Source organism: Corynebacterium sp. HMSC04H06, assembly GCF_001815935.1.
GTDB lineage: Bacteria > Actinomycetota > Actinomycetes > Mycobacteriales > Mycobacteriaceae > Corynebacterium.
The window spans coordinates 1-17,234 of record NZ_KV823410.1; the positions used below are offsets into that span (position 1 = coordinate 1).

The following is a 17,234-nucleotide window of genomic DNA, read 5'->3' on the forward strand; positions in this document are numbered from 1 at the left end:
GCTGCCCGGGCGCTGCTTAGTGGAGGAGCCGTCGGGGCGGTCGGGCTCTGTCGGGCCGGTGGGGGTCTCGGCATCGTCGGCCGCGGCGGCATCGTTAGCCCCGGGCAGCTGCGGGGCGCGCACTGGGGAGACCTCCCCGCCCGGGGCTGTCGCGGCGGGCGCGGTGGAATTGGAGCCGTTGAGTGCGGAGTCGGTGCCCGGCGACCAGGGGCGCGGGCTGGAGTCCGCCTCCGGTGCGGGGCGGGTTTCCTCCCGCGCGGGTTCGGCGGTCTGGCAGGCGGAAAGGCAAAGGGTAGCGGCGATGGCAAAGGCGGCTGTGCGGTAGCGCGGCAGCATGAAAGATTCCCCCGAATGTTTCTCGATAACTCTGTGTGCGTAGTCGGTGATTCATTGCGTTGAGTGAGCGTGCTGTGTGTATTTTCCCCGAGCAGGTGGCCGGTCCGCGCCACCGCGTTCGCTCCAACCGCCACCCTAGCGCAGGGCGACGGGGCACGCAGGGCGGGTGCGGGCGGCTACAACTTTTGTATAGCGCGAAAATCCGTAGAATGTGGGCTATGCCTACTTCTAGCGCCATGACAACGTCCAAGTCCGCCGAGCTTTTCGCACGAGCGGAGAAAGTGATCCCCGGCGGGGTGGATTCCCCGGTTAGGGCGTACGGTTCCGTCGGCGGGCAGGCCCGCGCTATTGCGCAGGGCAAGGGCTCGCAGCTGTGGGACGTGGACGGAAACACCTACGTGGACCTGGTCAGCTCCTACGGGCCGATGATCCACGGCAACGCGCACCCGAAGATCGTAGAAGCCGTGCAGTACGCGGTGGAAAAGGGCCTGAGCTTCGGCGCGACCGCTGAGGCCGAGGTGCAGCTGGCCGAGACCATCGTGGGCCGCACCGCCGTCGACAAGGTGCGCCTGGTCAACTCCGGCACGGAGGCCACCATGTCCGCGGTGCGCCTGGCCCGCGGTTTCACCGGCCGCCCGAAGGTCTTAAAGTTCGAGGGCTGCTACCACGGCCACGTGGACGCCCTGCTGGCCGCGGCCGGCTCCGGCGTGGCGACGCTGGGGCTGCCCGATAGCCCGGGCGTGACCGGCGCGCAGGCCCAGGACACCATCGTCGTGCCCTACAACGACCTGGAGGCCGTCCGTCAGGCCTTCGCCGAGAACCCCGGCCAGATCGCTTGCATCATCGCCGAGGCCGCGGCCGGCAACATGGGCACCGTCGCCCCAGACGAGGGCTACAACGCCGCGCTCAAGGAGATCGCGCACGCCGACGGCGCGCTGCTCATCCTGGACGAGGTCATGACGGGCTTCCGCACCTCCCACCAGGGCTGGTACGGCGTCGACCACGTCGCCGGCGACCTGGTGACCTTTGGCAAGGTGGTCTCCGGTGGGCTGCCTGCCGCAGCCTTTGGCGGCCGCGCCGACGTGATGGACTACCTCGCCCCGGTCGGGCCGGTCTACCAGGCCGGCACACTGTCCGGTAACCCGGTGGCCATGGCCGCGGGCCTGGCCTCCCTGGAGCTGGCGGACGAGGAGCTCTACCCGCGCCTGCAGCAGCAGGCCGACCGCCTGGAAAAGCTCATCCACCGCGCCCTGGAGCGCGAGGGCGTGGCCCACCACGTCCAGCGCGCCGAGTCGATGCTCTCCATCCGCTTCGCCGAGGGCGAGGGCCGCAACTTCGCCGACATGCAGGCGACCGAGACCTGGCGTTTCACCCCCTTCTTCCACGCCCTGCTGGAAGGCGGCGTCATGGTTCCGCCGAGCGCTTTCGAGACCTGGTTTGTATCTGACGCGCTTAGCGACAATGATTTCGAGAGGATTGAAAACGCACTTGCCACGGCAGCGAAGGCCGCTGCCGCCGCAACAAAGGAGAACTAGTGACTGCCACCATCGTCCACCTGGTCCGCCACGGCGAGGTCTACAACCCGGGCAAGATCCTCTACGGCCGGATCCCGGGCTACCACCTGTCGTCCCGCGGGCACTCCATGGCGGCGCGCACGGCCGAGGTTTTCCGCGGCCACGACGTGACCTACCTGGCGGCCTCGCCGCTGCAGCGCACCCAGGAAACCGCCCAGCCCATCTCCAAGGTCACCGGCTTGGACGTGGAGCTGGACAAGACCATCATCGAGTCCGGTAACCGCTTCGAGGGCTTGCGGACCAAGGGGCTGCGCTCCCAGCTGTGGAACCCGCGCCGCTGGCCGCTGATGCGCAACCCGCTGGAGCCGTCCTGGGGCGAGCCTTTCACCCAGATCGCAGGCCGGATGATGAACGCGGTCGAGCGCGCCCGCGATAAGGCCGCTGGCCACGAGGCGGTGCTGGTCTCCCACCAGCTGCCCATCGTGATGGTCCAGCGCACCGTGCTGGGCCTGCGCCTGCCGCACGCCCCGTGGGCGCGGGAATGCGATCTGGCGTCCGTGACCTCCCTGGTCTTCCAGGACGATGAGATCACTGATATCTATTACTCGTCCCCGGCCCACCAGATCTAGCCTTCTGGCCTCGTCTTTAAGTTCTTTAGCCGCCCGGTTATTAATTCAACGGTCTATTTTCCCGGCCTAGATTTTTCAGGTGTATATGTCTTCCAAGTTTGTTGCCGCCGCTGCCGCGCTGACCGCGGCGGCGCTGACCCTGTCCGCCTGCCAGCAGTCGGAGGAAAACTCCAAGAACGCCGTCGCCACGGGGGAGACCTTCGAGTTCATCACCCCGGGCGGGCAGACGGAGATCCGCTACGCGCCTGAGGAGCGCAAGCCGCTGCAAGAGTTCAGCGGCGAGGACCTGATGAACGAGGGGGAGACCATCTCCCTGTCGGACTTCGACGATCAGATCGTGGTGCTCAACTCCTGGGGCCAGTGGTGCGCGCCGTGCCGCTCCGAGTCGGACGACCTACAGCGGGTGCACGAAAAGCTCCAGGAAGACAAGGCCGGCACCGTCTTCGGCATCAACGTGCGCGACTATAACCCGCAGATTTCGCGCGACTTCAAGAAAGACAACGGCCTGGAGTACCCATCCATCTATGACCCGCCGTTCAAGACGGCGGCGGCGCTGGGCGGCGTGCCCACCGCGGTCGTGCCCACCACCATCGTGCTGGACAAGCAGCACCGCCCGGCCGCCGTCTTCCTACGCGAGATCACGGACCAAGACCTGCTGGAGGTCGTCGAGGAACTAGAGCAGGAGTCCGCCTAGCGTATGGACGCACAGCTAATTGTGGCCCAGTCGGGGCTGGGGCAGACGTTTGCGGACACCGCCGTGGCCGGTCCCCTCCTGTTAGGGATCATCGCCGCGGCTGCTGCCGGCCTGGTCTCTTTCGCCTCCCCGTGCGTGATCCCGCTGGTGCCCGGTTATATCTCCTACCTGGCCAGCGTGGTCGGCGGGGAGGTGACTTACGACGCGGAGTACGGCGCCCGCGTGGGCAAGCGCCGCCAGTGGGCGGTAGTCGGCGCGGCGCTGCTGTTTATCCTCGGCTTCACCGTGGTATTCGTGCTGGCGACGGTCTCCGTCTTCGGCGCGATCTCCGTGCTGACCTTAAACGCTGACACGCTCATGCGTATTGGCGGCGTGGTCACCATCCTCATGGGCGTGGTCTTTATGGGCCTGGTGCCCGCGCTGCAAAAAGACACCCGCTTGTCGCCCAAGCGCTGGACCACCTGGCTGGGCGCACCGCTGTTGGGCGGTGTTTTCGCCCTGGGCTGGACCCCGTGCCTGGGGCCGACCCTGGCCGCCATCATCTCCGTGTCCGCGGGCACCGAGGGGATGACGGCGCTGCGCGGCACCATCCTCATCATTGGCTACTGCCTCGGCCTGGGGCTGCCCTTCCTGCTCGTGGCGCTGGGCTCGGCCCGGGCCATGCGCACGATTTCCTGGCTGGGCAAGCACTCGCGTACCGTGCAGGTAATCGGTGGCGTGGCCATGATCCTGGTGGGCCTGGCACTGCTGACGGGCCTCTGGGGAGAATTCATCAACTGGATCCGGCAGTGGACCGTGGAATACGGCGCGACCCTCATTTAGTTAAGGAGCATTCGTGAAACAGATCGGCACCTGGCTCAAGCGGGGCTGGAACTGGCTGACCAGTATGCGCACCGCCTTGGCACTGCTGTTTTTGCTGGCGGTCGCCGCGATCCCCGGCTCCTTGCTGCCGCAGCGCGACCTCAACGAGGCCAATGTCAACGAGTTCATCGAGACCAACGGCACCATCGCCGAGATCTACGACAAGCTGCAGCTTTTCGACGTCTTCTCCTCCACGTGGTTCATCGCCATCTTCGTGCTGCTGACCATCTCGCTCATCGGCTGCATCCTGCCGCGCTCGTGGGATCACTACAAGGCGTGGAAGACCCAGCCGACCCGCCCGCCCAAGTTCCTGACCCGCATGCCGCTGCACTCCGAAGGCACCTCGGAGCGCGGCATCGAGGAGCTCAGCGACAAGACGCAGGCGATGTTCAAGCGCTGGCGCGTGGCCCGCTACGAGCCGGGCGAGGATCGTGCCGGGGCGCTGTCCTTTTCGGCCGAGCGCGGCTACTCCCGCGAGCTGGCCAACCTGATTTTCCACGTCGCCCTGGTGGCCATGCTGGTCACCATCGCCGTGGGCCGCATGGTCTACTACGAGGGACAGGTCATCGTGGTCACCGAGTCCGGCAAACACGTTTCTGCCTCCGATGCCGAGCAGTCCACCGAGTTCTGCAACACCTCGACGTCGAACTACGACTCCTTCCGCGCCGGCCCGCTCTTCGACGGCACGGGCCTGCACCCCTTCTGCCTGGTCGCGCATGATTTTACCGCGGACTACCTGCCGAACGGGCAGGCGGAGATGTTCACCTCGAACGTCTCCTACGCCGAGGGCGAGGACATCTACGCCAGCGAAGAGGCCTGGGACGACTACGAGCTCAAGGTCAACCACCCGCTGCGCCTGGCCAATAACCGCGTCTACCTGCAGGGCCACGGCTTCGCGCCCACCGTGACGGTGGAGTGGCCGGACGGGGAAAAACGCACGCAGACCATGCAGTTCCGCCCGGACGATCTGACCAACTTCCTGTCCTCGGGCGCCATGCGCTTCGACCCGCCGGCCGGCATGTACCCGGACCTCTACGAGCGCCGCCAGAACCAGCTGGCTATCCAGGGCCTGTTCGCGCCGACGGCCAGCTGGTCCGGCGAGAACGGCGAGCTGCTGTCCTCGTCCTTCCCGTCCATGATGGACCCGGCGCTGGCCATCGACATCTACCGCGGCGACGCGGGCCTGGACACCGGCACGGCGCAGTCCATCTTCTCCCTAGACTCGACGCTGATGCATTCGGGCGCGCTGCAGAAGCTGGAGCGCGTCAACCTGGGGATGGGCGAGTCGGTCACGCTCGACGACGGCACCAAGGTCACCTTCGACGGCGCCAACGAGTTTGCCAACTACCAGGTCTCCTACGACCCGATGCAGTTCTGGGTGCTCGTCTCCGCACTGGTCATGCTGGCCTCCCTCGTCGGCTCGCTGGTCATCAAGCGCCGCCGCGTGTGGGTGCGCCTGCGGCCGAACGCCGACGGCACCACCGCCATTGAGATGGCGGGCCTGTCGCGCACGGACCGGGCCGGCTGGTCGGAAGAGTTCCACGTGCTCTACCGTGAGCTGCTGGAGCTGCCCGATCCGGAGGAGACGGAAGAGGACGAGCTCTTCGATTACGAAGACAAATAATCCTGTCCATCTAAAGTTGGATTCCCGTGTTGGCCAGGGGTAGTCTAATCTGCGAACGCAATCTGTCAGAGTAGGTGTGTATGCCGGTCGATCAGAACCTGTCGAACTTTTCGGACATCGCGGTACAGACCGCGTTTGTCATCTATATCGTCGCCCTTTTCATGTCCCTTATGTACTACGGGCGCATGAAGAGCCTCCTGGAGACCCGCCGCGCGGCCCAGGAAGAAAAGGCGAAGGGCCGCAAGGAAAACAAGGAGCTCGCCACGGTAGGCGCCAGGTCTAGCGACGCCGCCGCCACCCCCGTCGGGGCCGCGGGCGCCGAGCCCGCCCCGACCGCGGATGAGGTCGCACACCGTGAGCGCCGCGCCGACAAGATTGGCAACATGACCCAGTCGCTCATCTGGGTGGCCGTGGTCCTGCACCTGGTGGCGATTGTCCTGCGCGGCCTGGCCACCGGCCGTTTCCCGTTCGGCAACCTCTACGAATACGTCCTGATGGTCACCGCCGGCACCATGGTGGTCGCCGCGATCTCCCTGCAACGCAAGCAGTGGCGCCCGCTGTGGCCGTGGCTGCTCACCCCGATGTTGGCCCTGCTGTTCTACGGTTCCACCAAGCTGTACGCGGAGTCCGCCCCGGTCGTCCCGGCGCTGCAGTCGCACTGGCTGCCCATCCACGTCACCACGGTCTCCGTGGGCGCGTCCATCGGTATTGTCTCTGGCATCGCCTCGATTTTGTACCTGCTGCGCCGCGCGCAGCCCAAGGGCGAGGAGCATGGCTTCCTGGGCACCATCACGATGATTTTGCCCTCGGCGAAGAAGCTGGACCAGCTGGCCTACCGCCTGGCGGTCATCACCCTGCCCACCCTGGGCTTAGGCATTGTCCTGGGTGCTATCTGGGCGGAGTCCGCCTGGGGCCGTTTCTGGGGCTGGGACCCGAAGGAGACTGTCTCCTTTGCCACCTGGATCCTCTACGCGGCCTACCTGCACATGCGCGCGACCCCCTCGGCCCGCAAGTACGCCCCCTGGGTCAACATCTTGGCGCTGGCCACCATGATCTTCAACCTGTTCTTCATTAACATGGTGGTCTCCGGCCTGCACTCCTACGCGGGCCTGAACTAGCCACGAGCTTCCCACTAGCTCACTACTGCCGCGATTGGTGGCGGGAGGTCTACTGAATGGAAAACCGCACTCGTAACAAGCCCGGCAAGCCGGCTGGGGACAACCCGCAGCTGCTGCACTTGGGCGACTACCTGGCCCGGTGCCGCCGGGAGCGCGGCATCCTGCAGCAAAAGCTCGCTGAGGACGCGGGCGTGTCCCGCTCGACGCTGCACACCATCGAGCACGGCGGCACGGGCGTGCGGTGGGAAAAGGTTGCGGCCGTGGCCCAAGCGCTGGGCCTGGAGCTCACGTTTAAAGACCAGTCCGAGTAGGCCGGGCCCACAGGCCCGCGGGGCTTAGGTCTCGTCCTGCGGGGGCTGCTGCCGGCGCTGGCGTTCCTGCTGGCGGCGCTGCTCGGCCTCACACGCCTCCCGCGCGCGGCGTTCCTTGAAGCGCTGCTTTTCAATGTTCCACAGGAACTCTTCGTCATCATCCGGGCCCTTGATCTGCTTGGGGCTTGGGGCGCGGTTATCCGCTTGGATTTCGGTCCGCTTGCCCCACGTGCCGGGGCCGAAGGCCTTCCAGACTAGGATGACGGCGGCAACGATGAGGAGGAGAAGGATGAGGCGTCCCATGCCCTCCATAGTACTTAACCGAAAATTAACCGACTAGCTTAGGCGAAGGTAAAATGTCTGACGTGTCAGCCCACGATAACGAACCCCAGAACCGCCCCGCGGCGGTCCCGGAATCGACCCCCAAGTCGACCCCGGCTCACGATGCCGCCCCGGCAACCCCGGCCGGCGATGCCCGGCCCGCCGGCCAGGCGGGTGCAGCGCAGCCTGCCGATGCGGTCACTGCCGCCGCGGGGGAGCGGGGCGAGCACGAGCCGCCCAAGCCCGACCCGGAGCTGCGCTCTGCCTCGCGCAAGGCGATGGCCAAGTACGGCCTGGCCCGCCTGGTTCTCTTCCTGGTCCTGACGGCGGTCATCCAGGGCCTAGCCATGCTCATCGGCGCCCCGGTGCCTCTTATCTTCTCCGCGCTGTTGGCCTTGTTCCTGGCGCTGCCGCTGTCGATGCTCATCTTCACCAAGTGGCGGCTCGAAGCCACGAACTCGCTGGCCGAGTACTCCCGCCAGCGCAAGGCCCACAAGGCCTGGGTCCAGCGCGAGCTAGCCGGCCGTAACTAGCGGCCGAAGAGGAAGGCGATCACCAGCATCACCGGCAGCGCGGCGAAGGTAGTCAGGAAGACGACGTCGCGGGCGACGGTCTGGCCGCGCTGGAAGGTGGCCGCGTAGTTGTAGACCTGCTGGGCCGTGGGCAGCGCGCAGAGGATAACTGCGGCGTAAGTGGCGTCGGCGCTCAGGCCGAAGATGCTCGCCAGGCCGAAGGCCGCCAGCGGCATGCCTACCAGTTTCAGGAGCGTCGCCGTCGCGGTGGGGCGGCGCGCGGAGGGGTCGGAAAGCACCCCGGAGGTCTTCAGGGAGGCACCGAAGCTCATCAGGATCATGGGGATGGACGCCCCGCCCAGCAGGCCGATGGGCTCCATGATGGGCGCGGGGATTTCCCAGCCGCGCCAGGCCACGATAAAGCCCAGGAAGCTGGCCACCACCATGGGGGAGAGCAGCCCAGTCTTGATCCCTCCCAGCAGGGACTTGCCGCCCAGCGCGCCCAGGATGAGCGGGGTGAACAGGACCATCTGGATGAAGACGACGGGGATGGCGTACGTGGAATCGCCCAGCACGTAGGTGCTCACCGGCAGGCCGATGTTGACGGAGTTGAAGTAGCTGGCCGCGGCCGCGCCGGAGGCGATATCCGGCAGGGACTGGCGGAAGTGCAGGGCCGCGTAGACGGTGGCGACCACCACGGTCGCCCCGATGACCACCAGGATGACCGGGGAGAAGACTACCCCGGGATCCGAGCGCGCCACGGAGTGGAAGAGCAAAGCCGGGGTCGCGGCGTAGAAGGCCACCCGGTTGAACATCAGGCGCTCGCGATCGGAGCCGATAACCCCGCGTACGGCGAGCACCCAGCCGACGAAGATGACGGCCAGGATGATGGCAAACCCGGTGATAACCCCTAGCATCTAGCGCACCTTTCCTGCAGTCGGTGGATCCTGCCTAGACGATGACCAGCGCGATGGCTACGACCACGGCCCAGATGAGCATGGCCCGGCCGGCCATGCCGAGGACCGGGATGAGCTCCCGACCCTGGGCGCCGCGGTTGACGGTGCGCACCGCGCCGAGCGCGAACGGGAAGTAGACCAGGCCCAGTAGCGCCAGCCAGGAGTCGAAGGCGATGCCGATAGTCAGCAGTACCGGCAACAGCAGGAGCACGGTAAACAGTAGGCGGGCTCGTTCGTTGCCCAGGGTGACGGCCAAGGTGATCTTGCCGGTGGCGGCGTCCGAGGGGATATCGCGGATGTTATTGGCCAGGTTGACCGCGGAACTCATCGCGCCAACGCCCACGGCCAGGGCGAGGCCGGTCCAGGAGATGCGGCCGGCCTGGGTGAACTCGGTGCCCAGCACGGCCACCAGACCGAAGAAGATGAAGACGGCGACCTCGCCGAGTCCGCGGTAGCCATAGGGGTTCTTGCCGCCGGTATAAAACCACGCGCCGGCGATGCACAGCGCGCCGACGAGGATGAACCACCAGGCACCCGCCCACAGGGACAGGATGATGCCGGCGGCACCGGCCACGGCGAAGCAGCCGAAGGCGGCGTACTTGACGTGGGCGGGCTTGGCGAGCCCGCCGCCGGTGAGCCGCTGCGGGCCGGAGCGGTCATCGTCGGTGCCGCGGATGCCGTCCGAGTAGTCGTTGGCAAAATTGACGCCGACGATGAGCGCCCAGGCCACGATGAGCGCGAGCAGGGCCCGCCCGAGGTGGGCTTGCCCCAGCGAGGCGGCCGCGCCGGTGCCGGCGACGACCGGGGCGAAAGCGTTGGCCCAGGTGTGCGGCCGGGCCCCTTCAATCCAATCCGCGCGGGTGGCGGAGTACTTCTTTCCAGCAGCTGACATACAGCCCATTGTGCCACGCGCTCAGTTAGCGCTTTAACTAACTGCCGTCCCAGAGCCAGCCGGAATCCCAACCGTCCTTCCCGAAAGTGCTCGTTCCAACCCGTCGAAGTCAACTTCCCACTTAACTTCCCACAGTGTTATGTTAAGTGGGAAGCTGGTGTAGCAGCCATGTTCTATTGTGCTCAGATGTAGCGTCGGGTGTTCTGCCGGCTGCGCCACGCATAGACACCGAGGGCAGCGGCGAAGACCACGGCGTTGGCTACGGTCATGGCGGCGGAGGTGGCAGCCTGGAGATGATAGGCGGCCCAGAAGCCGGCGGTGGCCGTGCCGGTTGCTACCAGGCAGGCGAGACCCAGCATGGGCAGCACGCGGTGGGCTAGCAGCCGGGCGGTGATGGCGGGGAAGACCATGAGCGCGATGACCAGCATGGCGCCGGCGGCGTGGAAGGCCGCGGTGGCGCTGAATGCCACCAGAGCCATGAACGCGGTGTGCAGGCCGCGCCCGCCTATTGCCTGGATGCGGCAGAACTCGGCGTCGAAGGAGCTAGCCGTCAGCCGCGGGAAAGCCACGGCGACAAAGGCGGCGTTGATGATGAGCACGGTCAGCATGACCCAGAGGTAGTTCGGGTTGGCGAAGACCGCCAGGTTGAGATCCCCCACCAGCACGGTGTGCACGTCCAAGTGGACGTGGCTCATCTTGGTCGAAATCAGGATGGTGCCGAAGGCGAAGAGGGCGGGGAATACCAGCCCTAGGGAGGCATCGCCGGTGACCAGCTTGGCGCGGCCGAGCCACTCGGTGAGCAGGGCGACAGCCAGCCCGCCGAGCGCGGCGGTCAGCAGGAGCCAGGGGGAGCCGATATCCGCGGTGAACAGGTAGCCCACGGCGATACCGGGCAGGACCGCGTGGCCGATGCCGTCGATGACCATGGACTCGCCCTTCAGCACGACGAAGATCCCGGGGATAGCGCAGGCTAGCGAGGTCAGGATGGCCAGCAAACAGGCGGAAAAAGCGAGACTCATGCGCGCACCTCCTGGCGGCGGTTAAGGCCCGTGCGGGCGAAGGATACGGCCACGAGGGCGGCCTGGACGAGGACGATGACTGGACCGGTGGGCAGCGGTCCGTAGGCGATGGAGATGTAGCACCCGACCGCGGCGGCCAGCCCGCCGAAGGCGGCGGACAGGGCAATGAACGGGAGCAGGCGGGTGGTCCACTGCCGGGCGGCGGCAGCCGGGGCGATGACCACGGCCACCATCAACACCACGCCGGAGACTTTGACCCCGGAGACCGTGACCACCGTGAGCGCGAGGAAGCTTAACCAGTCCAGCACCCGGACGGGCAGGCCGGCCACCTGTGCAAAGGAGACGTCAAAGACGACGGCAGACTGTTTATCGTGTACCCAAGAAAGAATCAACAATGTGCCGACGCCAATGACGAGTATGAGGCTCACATCGGCGCGCGTGAGGGTGGAGGCATTCCCCAGCAGGTAGTCCTGGATGCCGGCCTTGCCGGGCAGGGGGTGGCGGGAAATGTACTGCATCAACAGCATGCCGAGTGAGAAGAATGTGGTTAAGGTGGCCGCCATGGCCGCGTCCGGGCGCAGCGGGGTGCGGCGTACTAGGGCGTTGATGATCGCCACGGCGAGCACCCCGGAAAGCACCGAGCCGACGACGAGCGCCAGCGGGTTACGGCCGTTTAGCCCCAGCATGGTGGCGGCGAGGAAGGCGACGAGCAGGCCGGGCAGGGCGGAGTGCGAAATCGCATCCGCCAGCAGCGACTGGCGCCGCAGGTAAATCAGCGGCCCCAGCGCCCCGGCGCACACGCCTAGGCCCACGGTGCCAACGAGGGCCTGCGTGTAGGTGTAGTTGTCTAAGAGATCGAGCGGGTTCATGCAGGCAGCCCGAACATCTCATTGACCACGGAATCCTGCAGGGCCTCAGCTACCGGGCCGGTGGCCAGCACGCGGCCGTGGCCGAGGGCTACCACGTCGTCGCAGTAGTGGGTGACCTCCGCGAGGTTGTGGTGGACCAGCAGGACCGCGGCGCCGTCGTCGCGCCGGGCGCGGATGATGGACATGATGGCGTCCTGGCTGGCGGCGTCCACGCCTGCGAAGGGCTCGTCCAAGATGAGCAGGTCGGGTTCGTTCACCAAGGTGCGCGCCAGAAGTGTGCGCTGGCGCTGCCCGCCGGACAGTTGCCCGATGGGCATGTGCGCATGGCTATCCATCCCGGTTTCGTGCAGGGCCTTCGTCGCGGCCTCGCGGTCCGCGCGGCCGGGCCACTGCCACCAGCGCAGGCGCGGTAGCCGGCCCATGCGTACGACATCGGCCACGGTGGCGGGGAACTGCCAGTCGACGTCTGTGTGCTGGGGCATATAACCCAGCCGCTGGCGGAAGTGGTCGAGGGACTGCCCGTCGAAAGACAGCTCGTCCGCCGCCAGCGGCTTGATTAGCCCGGTCAGGGTCTTGACCAGCGTGGACTTGCCCGCGCCGTTGGCGCCGACCAGCCCCGTAATCGCCCCGCGGCGCAGCGCGAAGGAGGCGTCTTCCAGAATTGCGTGCCGGCCGTAGCCGGCGGTCAGGTGGCTGACGCGGAGCATCGTCCGGTCGCAGTCGCCGTTGCTGCGTTCCCGCGGCACCTGGTGAAGTGCGGACATTTTAGGACAGCGCCTCCGCAACGGCCTCGGCGTTGTGCTGGAAGGCGCCCAGGTAGGTATCCGTCGGCGCGGTCGGGCCTAGGGTATCGGCGAAAAGCTCCTGGTCGGAGACGTGAACGTCCCAGCCGCGGGAGTGGACCGCCTCCTTCAGGGAGGTAATGGCCTGCGGATTGGCTTGGTTGTCTTGGAAGATGACCGGCACCTTCTCCTTGGCGATGGTGTCGGCCAGCTCGGAGATCTGCGTCGGTGACAGCGCGGCCTCGGTGGTGACGAAGTCCGTGGCGTGGACCTCGAAGTTGAAGGTCTTGCCGAAGTAGTTGAAGGCGTCGTGGCCCGTGATCAGCACGCGTGGGTCGGCGCCCTCGAGCGCCTTTTCAGCCTTCGAGTGGGCGTCGGCGATCTTTTCTTCGTAAGAGTCGGCGGCCTTCTCGTAATCCGCGGCGTTGTCGGCGTCGATCTCGCCGAGCTTGTCACCGATTTCGTCGACTACCTCAGACCACAGCTGCGGGCTGTTCCAGATGTGCGGGTCGTAGAGCTTTTCGCCCTCCGGGCCCTGTTCCGGCCAGGGCAACAGGTCGCGCTTGTCGAGCTTCTCGCCGACGCCCAGCTGCTTGTTGCCCAGGGACTCGAGCTGGTCGATCATCTGGGCCTCGAGGTGCAGGCCGTTCCACAGGACCAGGTCGGAGTCGCGCATGGCCTCCATGTCCTGGGTGGTGGGCTGGTAGGTGTGCGGGTCGCCGCCCGGGCCGACCATGGTAGTGACCTCGGCGTCCGGGGCGATATTGTGCACGGCGTCGGCCAGGTAGCCGGTGGTGGCGAAGACGGTCAGGGGTTTGCCCGCGCTGCCCGCCGATCCGGCGGATTCTGCGGAGTCGGACGAGCAGGCGGTCAGGGTGGCAGTCAAGGTAGCCAACGTCAGGGCCGTAACGGCCAGGGAAGTGCGACGTTTCACCGTGGGTGCCACCTCCTTTCAAGAATATAGAAATGAATGTCGGTGTTCAACGGGTTGAACTACTAAGACCGTACACAGTGAACCCCGTGTTCTGCAACGAGCTAGCTAAAATAGCCCCTATGCATATCAGCGATCTGCCCGAACGCACACAGGACTACCTGAAGGTCCTGTGGGACTATGAGGAACGTCACGGCGAGGGCACCCCCATGGCGCTAGGTGAGCTCGCCACCGCGTTGCAGCAGAAGCTGCCCACGGCCTCCGAGGCGGTCAAGCGCCTGGCCAAGCAGGAGCTCGTGGTCCACGAGCGCTACTTCGGCGTGGGCCTGACCCCGACCGGTCGCGAGCTGGCCGTGGTGATGGCGCGGCGCCACCGACTGCTAGAGACCTTCCTGGTGCGCACCCTCGGCTACAGCTGGGACGAGGTCCACGCCGAAGCGGACGCCTTGGAGCACGCCACCTCCGATCGCTTCGTCGACGCTATCGATGCCCACCTGGGCCACCCCGACCGCGACCCGCACGGCGATCCCATCCCGCGCGCGGACGGCAGCTCGGAGCCGCTGTCGCCGCAACGCCTCGCCCAGGCAGAACCCGGGGCAGAGGTGATCCTCGAGCAGGTCAACGACTCCGACCCGGAGCTGCTGCGCTACCTCGACCGCTTCGCCGTGCACCCGGGATCGGCCTTGCGCGTGGTCGCCGCCCCCATGGCCGGGCTGTTAGAGGTGGAAACCTCCGCCGGGGCCACCTTCACCGTGGCAGAGGGCGTGGCCCAGGAAATGGTCGTCCGGCCGGCGGATAAAGACAGCTAGACTGGGCAGGTATGACTTCCCGCGTAGTTTTAGGCTGTACCTCCATGACCCCGCACTCCTACCCGGATTCCCCGCGCCGGGCGGAGATGGTCGACGTCCTGCGCGGCGCGCTGGCAGCCGGGGTGGATACCTTTGACACCTCGGAGATTCAGGGCCCGTTTACCGGCGAGGAACTGCTGGGCGAGGCCCTGGGCGGCCGCGGCACCGTGGTCACCAAATTCGGCTGGGAGATAGAAGACGGCACCCCGACCGGCCGGCTCAACTCCCGCCCGGAGGTCATCCGGGCCAGCGCCGAGGGCTCGCTGCGGCGGCTCGGAAGGGACCAATTGGACGTCTACCTCCAGCACCGCGTGGACCCCCAGGTGCCCATCGAGGAGGTCGCGGGTACTATCGGCGAGCTCATTCAGGAAGGCAAGGTTGCCCGCTTCGGCCTGTGTGAGGCCGCCCCGGATACCATCCGCCGCGCGCACGCGGAATGTCCGCTAAGCGTTATCCAGCACGAATACTCGCTGTGGACCCGCGGCCCGGAGGCCACCGTCCTGCCGGTCGCCCGGGAGCTGGGCCTGGATGTTATGGCTTATTCCCCGCTGGGCAAGGGCTTTTTGGCCGGCTCGGCCCAGCCGAACGATGACTCCTCGTCGCCGCGCCTGCACGCGGAGAACTTCGCGGCGAACCAGCAGCTGGCTCAGGCCCTCTTCGCGCTGGCCGAGGAGTGGGGGATGACCTCGGCGCAGCTCGCGCTGGGCTGGCTGCTGGCCCAGGGTGCGGACATCTACCCGGTGGCCGGCAGCACCAACCTGGAGCGCATCCGCGCCAACGCCGCGGCACAGCCGCTGGGCCCGGCCCAGGTCGAGGCCGTCGATGCCGCCGTGGCCGCCCACCCCGTGGCCGGCGCACGCTACACGGACAAGCACTTGTCGTTTATGGATGCCGGGTTGGAAACTGACTCCGGTACCGGGCAGAAACCCTAAACAAGGCGGGTAGAAAGTTTTTGGGGTCGCATGCGCGCTAGCCCCTAAAAAGCTGGACAATAGCCTGTCGGTTGACCTTGCCCGGGCCGGTGGTGGGAAGCTCGTCCATCCGGCGCAGATCCTTGGGCAGCTGCCAGCGCGGGGTATCGGCTTCCTCGAGCGCGTCGATGATGTCCCCGCGGGAGGCCCAGCCGGTGTAGGCGGCCACGATGGCCTGGCCCAGCCGCGGGTGGGGGACACCGACCACGCAGACGTCATTGACGCCGGGCACGGACTGGATGGCGCGTTCGAGAACCTCGGGGTGCAGCTTCAGCCCGCCCGAGTCGATGATGTTGTCCAGGCGGCCGGTGACCTCCAGCCGGGCAGCCTCGCCTTGGCCGTGGAGGACGCCGCCGTCAGAGGTGGCGAACCAGCCGGGCCGGGCGAAGGCTGGGTGATCCGGTACGTTGCGGTAGCCGCGGGCGATGGTGGGCCCGCCCAGGTAGATGCGGCCGTTATCTACGGCGACCTGGGTGCCGGGCAGCGCCTGGCCGTCGTAGACGCAGCCGCCGGCGGTCTCAGAGGAGCCGTAGGTGGTCACGACGGCGATGTCCAGCTTGGCCGCGGACTCGGCGAGTTGCGGGTGCAGGGCCGCGCCGCCGACCAGGATGGCGTCGAAGGCGCGCAGCGCCTCGATGCCGGCCAGGGAGTCCAGTGCCTTGCCCAGCTGCATGGGGGTCAGGCCGGTGTAGAGGCGATCTCCGGTGCGGGATAGTTCTGCGGCGGCGTGGGCGAAGGCGTCCACGTTGAAGCCTTCCGTCAGATACAGGCACCAGGGATCCACGCCAGCGACGAGCGAGCGGACCAGGACCTGGAGGCCGGCGATGTGGTGGGCGGGCATCGCCAGCAGCCACTGGCCGGGCCCGCCCAGGCGCTGGTGGGTGGCGTCCGCGCTGGCGACCAGGTTGACCGCGGTCAGCTGCGCGCCCTTCGGGGTGCCCGTGGACCCGGAGGTGGGCACCACCAGGGCGATGTCGGCGTCGATGGGCTGGCCGCAACGCTGGGAGTTGGTCAGCACCGTGGTCTTGGCGCGGTCCGTGGCGGGCACGGGGAGAAAAGACTTATGCCCCGCTATCGCCGCCTCCAGGTCGGGGAGGATGGCGGCGGGCCGGTCGGGGTGGACGGCTAGCGGGGCGAGGAGATGAGTCACGGTCACATAGTTTAGCCGCGGGCGGCGCGTTTGCCGAAGAAGATGCGGTCCAGGGAAATCTGGCCGGCGCCAACGGCGACGAAGGCGAGGGCGGCCGCGGCGATAGCGCCGACGAGCTCCCAGCCGCCACCGTCGATGAACAGGCCGGAGGAGAAGTGGTTGGCGAAAACGCCGGCGCCGATCATCTGCAGGACGACCAGGCCGCTGACCCAGCGGGTGAACAGGCCGGCGATGATGAGGATGCCGCCCACGAATTCGATGACGGCTGCCACGACAGCGGCCAGGCCGGCGGCCGGCACGCCCATGGCGTCGAAGGAGTCGGCGGTACCGGCAATACCCCACTCGCTGAACTTCTGCCAGCCGTGGCCCATGAGGATGATGCCGAGGACAATACGGGAAACAAGGAGGGCAATAGAGCTGCTGATTCTCATGGCCAAAACTTTACAGTTTAACTAATGTGCTGTCCATTCCAGAGAGAAAACTTGTTGAAAAGTCCGCAAAAATTATCGCAGACACACCAGAATTTATTAAGCGTACGGTTGGGCTTTTGTCACTTCCGAAGAATGTTGACAACCGTCCCGTTGTAGTCATCGGCGCTGGCGTTTGGGCCAGCGCATCTCTTTGATGCTTTCCGTCCGCGGCGGAGTAGTGCACTTGCCCGACCCCGGCTCCCCGGAGGCTCTAGATAAGGCCAAGGCCTATATCGACGCCAACCTGGAAAACTACGTGGCTAGCTTCATCGAAAACATGGGCTCCGGCCAGACCGATCAGGAGCTCTTCGATTTCATGCTTGAGCACATGGCCACCTATGGTCTGCAGGTCGTGCCGGTGTACAAGGAATTCACCGGCTTTGCCATCAACCGCGTCTGAGCCGCCATCAAGCGTGAGGTCCTCAC

At 66.6% G+C, this 17,234-nt stretch carries 20 protein-coding genes and 1 pseudogene; 11 read left to right on the plus strand and 10 right to left on the minus strand.

From position 1 onward, the window contains the following. Positions 1–336 (minus strand): annotated as a pseudogene (locus tag HMPREF3067_RS02340) (hypothetical protein); the annotation flags it as partial. 209 nt (positions 337–545) lie between these two features. On the opposite strand from HMPREF3067_RS02340, the gene hemL reads away from it, so the two are divergent. The 7 genes from hemL to HMPREF3067_RS02375 all read left to right on the plus strand — a co-directional run bounded on the left by hemL (position 546) and on the right by HMPREF3067_RS02375 (position 7,087). Next, positions 546–1,871, plus strand: a complete 1,326-nt coding sequence (hemL, locus tag HMPREF3067_RS02345) for a glutamate-1-semialdehyde 2,1-aminomutase (RefSeq protein ID WP_070768137.1) — start codon at positions 546–548, stop codon at positions 1,869–1,871. Further along, the gene (locus HMPREF3067_RS02350) at positions 1,871–2,479 is read left to right on the plus strand and encodes a histidine phosphatase family protein (RefSeq protein WP_070768138.1); all 609 of its coding nucleotides are present in this window, start codon (positions 1,871–1,873) and stop codon (positions 2,477–2,479) included. Before hemL ends, HMPREF3067_RS02350 begins: the two co-directional genes overlap by 1 nt. Positions 2,480–2,564: 85 nt before the next feature. Continuing rightward, positions 2,565–3,173: a TlpA disulfide reductase family protein gene (locus HMPREF3067_RS02355; protein WP_070768139.1), complete on the plus strand. Its 609-nt coding sequence runs from the start codon at positions 2,565–2,567 to the stop codon at positions 3,171–3,173. A 3-nt stretch (positions 3,174–3,176) separates the two neighbouring features. Beyond that, positions 3,177–3,995 carry a cytochrome c biogenesis CcdA family protein gene (locus HMPREF3067_RS02360; RefSeq protein ID WP_070768140.1) on the plus strand — a complete coding sequence of 273 codons (819 nt, stop codon included), beginning with the start codon at positions 3,177–3,179 and terminating at the stop codon, positions 3,993–3,995. Between the two features lie 64 nt (positions 3,996–4,059). Continuing rightward, positions 4,060–5,658 (plus strand): cytochrome c biogenesis protein ResB, encoded by a 1,599-nt coding sequence (locus HMPREF3067_RS02365; RefSeq protein ID WP_070768230.1) that lies wholly within the window; start codon positions 4,060–4,062, stop codon positions 5,656–5,658. Positions 5,659–5,738: 80 nt separating this feature from the next. Continuing rightward, complete coding sequence (gene ccsB / locus HMPREF3067_RS02370) at positions 5,739–6,776, plus strand: c-type cytochrome biogenesis protein CcsB (RefSeq protein ID WP_070768141.1); 1,038 nt, start codon at positions 5,739–5,741, stop codon at positions 6,774–6,776. Between the two features lie 56 nt (positions 6,777–6,832). Continuing rightward, on the plus strand, positions 6,833–7,087 hold the full coding sequence (locus tag HMPREF3067_RS02375) for a helix-turn-helix domain-containing protein (protein ID WP_070768142.1): 255 nt from the start codon (positions 6,833–6,835) through the stop codon (positions 7,085–7,087). A 24-nt stretch (positions 7,088–7,111) separates the two neighbouring features. On the opposite strand, the gene HMPREF3067_RS02380 is transcribed toward HMPREF3067_RS02375, so the two are convergent. Further along, a complete protein-coding gene (locus HMPREF3067_RS02380) occupies positions 7,112–7,390 on the minus strand; it encodes a hypothetical protein (protein WP_070768143.1) in 279 nt (92 codons plus the stop codon). A gap of 296 nt (positions 7,391–7,686) precedes the next feature. Between HMPREF3067_RS02380 and HMPREF3067_RS02385 the strand changes: the two genes are divergently transcribed. Next, a complete protein-coding gene (locus HMPREF3067_RS02385) occupies positions 7,687–7,941 on the plus strand; it encodes a DUF4229 domain-containing protein (RefSeq protein ID WP_083319103.1) in 255 nt (84 codons plus the stop codon). Here HMPREF3067_RS02385 and HMPREF3067_RS02390 read toward each other — a convergent pair. From HMPREF3067_RS02390 to HMPREF3067_RS02415, 6 genes are all read right to left on the minus strand, one after another. Then, positions 7,938–8,837, minus strand: a complete 900-nt coding sequence (locus tag HMPREF3067_RS02390; RefSeq protein WP_070768144.1) for an AEC family transporter — start codon at positions 8,835–8,837, stop codon at positions 7,938–7,940. The genes HMPREF3067_RS02385 and HMPREF3067_RS02390 overlap by 4 nt on opposite strands. Positions 8,838–8,871: 34 nt before the next feature. Continuing rightward, complete coding sequence (locus HMPREF3067_RS02395; protein WP_070768145.1) at positions 8,872–9,768, minus strand: 1,4-dihydroxy-2-naphthoate polyprenyltransferase; 897 nt, start codon at positions 9,766–9,768, stop codon at positions 8,872–8,874. A 182-nt stretch (positions 9,769–9,950) separates the two neighbouring features. After that, positions 9,951–10,787, minus strand: coding sequence for a metal ABC transporter permease (locus tag HMPREF3067_RS02400; protein ID WP_070768146.1), 837 nt, complete (start codon positions 10,785–10,787; stop codon positions 9,951–9,953). Next, positions 10,784–11,656, minus strand: a complete 873-nt coding sequence (locus HMPREF3067_RS02405) for a metal ABC transporter permease (protein ID WP_070768147.1) — start codon at positions 11,654–11,656, stop codon at positions 10,784–10,786. The genes HMPREF3067_RS02400 and HMPREF3067_RS02405 overlap by 4 nt, the downstream gene beginning before the upstream one ends. Further along, complete coding sequence (locus tag HMPREF3067_RS02410; RefSeq protein ID WP_246819208.1) at positions 11,653–12,420, minus strand: metal ABC transporter ATP-binding protein; 768 nt, start codon at positions 12,418–12,420, stop codon at positions 11,653–11,655. The genes HMPREF3067_RS02405 and HMPREF3067_RS02410 overlap by 4 nt, the downstream gene beginning before the upstream one ends. Before the next feature lies 1 nt (position 12,421). Continuing rightward, the gene (locus HMPREF3067_RS02415; protein ID WP_070768148.1) at positions 12,422–13,372 is read right to left on the minus strand and encodes a metal ABC transporter substrate-binding protein; all 951 of its coding nucleotides are present in this window, start codon (positions 13,370–13,372) and stop codon (positions 12,422–12,424) included. A gap of 119 nt (positions 13,373–13,491) precedes the next feature. On the opposite strand from HMPREF3067_RS02415, the gene HMPREF3067_RS02420 reads away from it, so the two are divergent. Both HMPREF3067_RS02420 and HMPREF3067_RS02425 read left to right on the plus strand, forming a co-directional pair. Next, positions 13,492–14,178, plus strand: coding sequence for a metal-dependent transcriptional regulator (locus HMPREF3067_RS02420; RefSeq protein ID WP_070768149.1), 687 nt, complete (start codon positions 13,492–13,494; stop codon positions 14,176–14,178). Positions 14,179–14,189: 11 nt separating this feature from the next. Further along, complete coding sequence (locus HMPREF3067_RS02425; protein WP_070768150.1) at positions 14,190–15,149, plus strand: aldo/keto reductase; 960 nt, start codon at positions 14,190–14,192, stop codon at positions 15,147–15,149. A gap of 37 nt (positions 15,150–15,186) precedes the next feature. Here the strand turns inward: HMPREF3067_RS02425 and menE are convergent, their stop codons facing one another. Then, positions 15,187–16,338 carry an o-succinylbenzoate--CoA ligase gene (menE, locus tag HMPREF3067_RS02430; protein WP_070768233.1) on the minus strand — a complete coding sequence of 384 codons (1,152 nt, stop codon included), beginning with the start codon at positions 16,336–16,338 and terminating at the stop codon, positions 15,187–15,189. An 11-nt stretch (positions 16,339–16,349) separates the two neighbouring features. Further along, on the minus strand, positions 16,350–16,769 hold the full coding sequence (locus HMPREF3067_RS02435; RefSeq protein WP_070768151.1) for a DoxX family protein: 420 nt from the start codon (positions 16,767–16,769) through the stop codon (positions 16,350–16,352). A gap of 217 nt (positions 16,770–16,986) precedes the next feature. Between HMPREF3067_RS02435 and HMPREF3067_RS02440 the strand changes: the two genes are divergently transcribed. Next, positions 16,987–17,208, plus strand: a complete 222-nt coding sequence (locus HMPREF3067_RS02440) for a hypothetical protein (protein WP_141759305.1) — start codon at positions 16,987–16,989, stop codon at positions 17,206–17,208. The last annotated feature ends 26 nt before the right edge of the window (positions 17,209–17,234 follow it).

Coding starts and splice junctions, on each gene's coding strand:
- HMPREF3067_RS02420 (WP_070768149.1), top strand. CDS start 13,492: ATGCATATCAGCGATCTGCCCGAACGCACACAGGACTACCTGAAGGTC.
- HMPREF3067_RS02360 (WP_070768140.1), top strand. CDS start 3,177: ATGGACGCACAGCTAATTGTGGCCCAGTCGGGGCTGGGGCAGACGTTT.
- hemL (WP_070768137.1), top strand. CDS start 546: ATGTGGGCTATGCCTACTTCTAGCGCCATGACAACGTCCAAGTCCGCC.
- HMPREF3067_RS02380 (WP_070768143.1), bottom strand. CDS start 7,390: ATGGGACGCCTCATCCTTCTCCTCCTCATCGTTGCCGCCGTCATCCTA.
- HMPREF3067_RS02425 (WP_070768150.1), top strand. CDS start 14,190: ATGACTTCCCGCGTAGTTTTAGGCTGTACCTCCATGACCCCGCACTCC.
- HMPREF3067_RS02405 (WP_070768147.1), bottom strand. CDS start 11,656: ATGAACCCGCTCGATCTCTTAGACAACTACACCTACACGCAGGCCCTC.
- HMPREF3067_RS02435 (WP_070768151.1), bottom strand. CDS start 16,769: ATGAGAATCAGCAGCTCTATTGCCCTCCTTGTTTCCCGTATTGTCCTC.
- HMPREF3067_RS02365 (WP_070768230.1), top strand. CDS start 4,060: ATGCGCACCGCCTTGGCACTGCTGTTTTTGCTGGCGGTCGCCGCGATC.
- HMPREF3067_RS02375 (WP_070768142.1), top strand. CDS start 6,833: ATGGAAAACCGCACTCGTAACAAGCCCGGCAAGCCGGCTGGGGACAAC.
- HMPREF3067_RS02400 (WP_070768146.1), bottom strand. CDS start 10,787: ATGAGTCTCGCTTTTTCCGCCTGTTTGCTGGCCATCCTGACCTCGCTA.
- HMPREF3067_RS02385 (WP_083319103.1), top strand. CDS start 7,687: ATGGCCAAGTACGGCCTGGCCCGCCTGGTTCTCTTCCTGGTCCTGACG.
- HMPREF3067_RS02410 (WP_246819208.1), bottom strand. CDS start 12,420: ATGTCCGCACTTCACCAGGTGCCGCGGGAACGCAGCAACGGCGACTGC.
- HMPREF3067_RS02355 (WP_070768139.1), top strand. CDS start 2,565: ATGTCTTCCAAGTTTGTTGCCGCCGCTGCCGCGCTGACCGCGGCGGCG.
- HMPREF3067_RS02390 (WP_070768144.1), bottom strand. CDS start 8,837: ATGCTAGGGGTTATCACCGGGTTTGCCATCATCCTGGCCGTCATCTTC.
- HMPREF3067_RS02395 (WP_070768145.1), bottom strand. CDS start 9,768: ATGTCAGCTGCTGGAAAGAAGTACTCCGCCACCCGCGCGGATTGGATT.
- ccsB (WP_070768141.1), top strand. CDS start 5,739: ATGCCGGTCGATCAGAACCTGTCGAACTTTTCGGACATCGCGGTACAG.